Annotated in this window: 2 protein-coding genes; one reads left to right on the top strand and one right to left on the bottom strand. The window is 45.1% G+C overall.

The window, feature by feature from the left end; genetic code table 11:
* On the bottom strand, positions 1-1,716 hold a 1,716-nt coding region (locus ACWVCM_RS00270; protein ID WP_455199688.1), incomplete at its 3' end, for a transglycosylase SLT domain-containing protein.
* Positions 1,717-1,944: 228 nt separating this feature from the next.
* Between ACWVCM_RS00270 and ACWVCM_RS00265 the strand changes: the two genes are divergently transcribed.
* A complete protein-coding gene (locus ACWVCM_RS00265; protein WP_455199687.1) occupies positions 1,945-3,087 on the top strand; it encodes an aminotransferase class V-fold PLP-dependent enzyme in 1,143 nt (380 codons plus the stop codon).
* Positions 3,088-3,194 lie beyond the last annotated feature (107 nt).

Genomic DNA, 3,194 nt, shown 5'->3' with positions numbered 1-3,194 from the left:
TAACCGGGATTCCAGTCTGGCGGTGCCGGGCATCAGTTGCATTAACCCCAGGGCACCTACACTGGATCGGGCATTGGAGTGAAATGCGCTCTCTCTTCTTGCAACACCATATATTAAAGAAGGATCCATATCGTGGGCATTGGCATTATTAAAGACCAGTTCTTTGAATGGTGTTGGAAACCGAACATCATAATCACTGCGGTGAGGTGTCTTCGCGACTGTCACAATCGCATTGTGGTGCCACTCCCAGTCGTGGGATAACAGCGCTGCCTGTTTTAACTTGTTACTCTTGAAGTTCCGCGTAGCTCTGGCCCACTCGCGGCGCGCGTCATCTTGCTGGTCTACAAAATAGAGTTCTTTGGCCCGCTGGATACCGGGCAACTGCGCAATCTCCTGAAAAACTTGTTCATCACGGGCCAGGGGCTCCATATTAAAGGAATATGACACGCCAATCCTGTCAGCGGCGACAAATCCATAATAATTGGTTTGGGTAGCAATCTCCTCATAAAGTTCAACCGCCTGCTCTTTCTTGCCCAGTTGCTCCAGTGATCTCGCCAGCCAATATTGCCATTTAGGCTCCTCTTTTTCCTGCTTAGGTAACTTGTTTATGTCTTTTGCTAATGCTTTCCAGTCCTGCATGCGCAAAGCCGACATGGCACGCCAGTAAAGCACATCATCATTGACCCACTGCTTGCTTATTTCATTGAGCCATTCATAGGCCCTGGGATGCCGTTGATATGCTGATCGTAAGGCGATGTAACGCTGCATCTCCCCGAGATCCTTGCGGCCAAATCCTCGCTTGCGGTTTAGCGTACCCCACATCTCTTTCGCCTGTTCCGCATTACGACGGGCTACGCGTTTTACGCCATGCACAATTATTTTGCGATTGACAAGATTACGTTTGCGTAATTTTTTTGACTTGAGATACCTGGTTGGATTCTTATGCACCTTAATCCATAATTCAACCTGTTTGCGATCTCGACTGCCGAGTTTTTTACTTAATGTTTTCGCCAGCTTGGTATTACCCTTCTTCATGGAATTTTCTATGCGATCCCAGATCAGCTGCGTCGAAAAATATTTACTTTTTTCAAATTTGCTAAAGACGTACTTGCATTCATCAGGTTGTTCTTTTCCTGCCAGCCACAGTTTTTTTGTGCCCAACATGACTTTTTTATAGGTTTTTTTGGATTTATCCGTGGCGAGAAGCGCATGGAAATAGGCGCAACGCAATTTTGCCCCACCCTGTTTTTTATACACTTTAAGATACTGCTCCCAACGTTGATCTTCGGCCAGTCGATACAACCATTGGGTACGAATCCGATAACTTAGCGGTGTACTATCATACACTTCAATGAAAGCCGTTAACTCTTCATCAGTGGCCGATGAAAGTCGATTGCGTAAATCGTAATAGGCAAGATAAGGATATAATATGTAATCCGTGCTTTGTGCTTTTAGTGATTTGAATGTTTCCAGGTCACCATTTTCCAGGGCTTCCACAGCGTCACGAAACAACGCACGTTTTAACTCTATAAGATTGGATTCAAGAACAGAAATCGGTGAACTGGCATTGAGACTCGCGGTACTTGCGACTGACGCGGTGATAGTGTTAACGGTTTCTGTTTTTGAGGTGCTGGAGGCCACCGCACTGCTCGCAGATACAGCGATCGCACAGCTAAAAACCAGGAGAAGGTTCATGCGGTTAATGAAATAACGCATAATACAAACAAGATTCCGAAAATTACTTAAGTAGTTAGTTTATAAATAAAATTTGACGACGTCTATGTCTAAAGTTCGATTAATTTCTCTATCTATGTATCGGTATTAGAGCTCGTTTAATATAGTGTATTTATAAATACAATTTGTTATACATTGATTTGCGCCTAATTCAATCAAGGGCTTACATCATTTCAGCGATTACATATCACTAAATGCTAATAAATTATCATGGACATTAATTCATTGCTTGAAAGGGAATTCACCCTGGATGCCAACATTATTTACCTGAATCATGCAGCGGTCTCTCCCTGGCCGACGCGCACTCGTGATGCCGTCATTGCATTTGCCGAAGAAAATGCCCGCCTGGGCTCACAGAATTATCTTCGATGGGTTGAAACAGAAACCGCATTACGTAAAAAACTGCAATCACTCATCAACGCTCCATCTCAGCGGGACATTGCATTAGTGAAGAACACATCAGAAGCGTTATCGATGGTGGCTTATGGCATTAAGTGGCAACAGGGTGACAATATCATCATCACCAACCAGGAATTTCCTTCAAACCACATTGTCTGGGAGTCGCTTACCTCGCAAGGTGTAGAGCTTCGCATCGCCGATATTTCATCATCTGGCAGCAGTGGACCAGAGCAACACATTTTTGAACTACGCGACGAACGAACACGATTGATTGCGGTAAGTTCGGTGCAATACGCGACAGGACTTAAAATGGATCTGGAATCTATAGGACGATATTGCAGGTCTGAAAACATTCTATTTTGCATCGATGCGATTCAAAGCATCGGGGCAAGCGAATTTGACGTCCAGCGTTATCATGCAGACTTCGCTATGGCAGATGGTCATAAGTGGATGCTGGGGCCGGAAGGACTGGGATTCTTTTATTGTGCTGACCACTTGCGTGACAGCCTCAGGCTTACCCAATATGGTTGGCATATGATTGAGGACTACGGCAACTTTGATGTCGATAATTGGCAAGTCGCCCATTCCGCGCGCCGCTTTGAATGTGGCAGTCCTAACATGCTGGGCATTCATGCCCTCAACGCAAGCCTGTCTTTAATCCTAGAGATTGGTATGCCTGAAATAGAACAGCGAGTACTGCAAAACACACAATGCATGCTGAAGGAAATTGAGCAACAGGAAAATCTGGAGTTAGTATCGCCAGCATCACTGGATCAGTTAGCTGGCATTGTTACATTCAAACATAAACACACTAACAGCACAGAACTTTATAAAAAACTTATGCAACAAAACATCATGTGTGCGGATCGTGGGGGTGGCATTCGCTACTCACCCCATTTTTACACTGGTCAGGATAAAATCCGTAGCGCACTTGAAATTGCCAACCGATTATAAACCCTGACCGGTAGCGATATCGCTACTGGATTCCAACGGCATTCACACCCAGGGTTTGTGCCATCATCTTGGCGAAACCCGCGCCAAAACGTTCTGCGAATCGATCC

The organism is Kaarinaea lacus (assembly GCF_975902315.1).
Note: the sequence above shows the minus strand (reverse complement) of the source record. Positions and strands in the feature narration are given on the sequence as shown.

Coding starts and splice junctions, on each gene's coding strand:
- ACWVCM_RS00265 (WP_455199687.1), top strand. CDS start 1,945: ATGGACATTAATTCATTGCTTGAAAGGGAATTCACCCTGGATGCCAAC.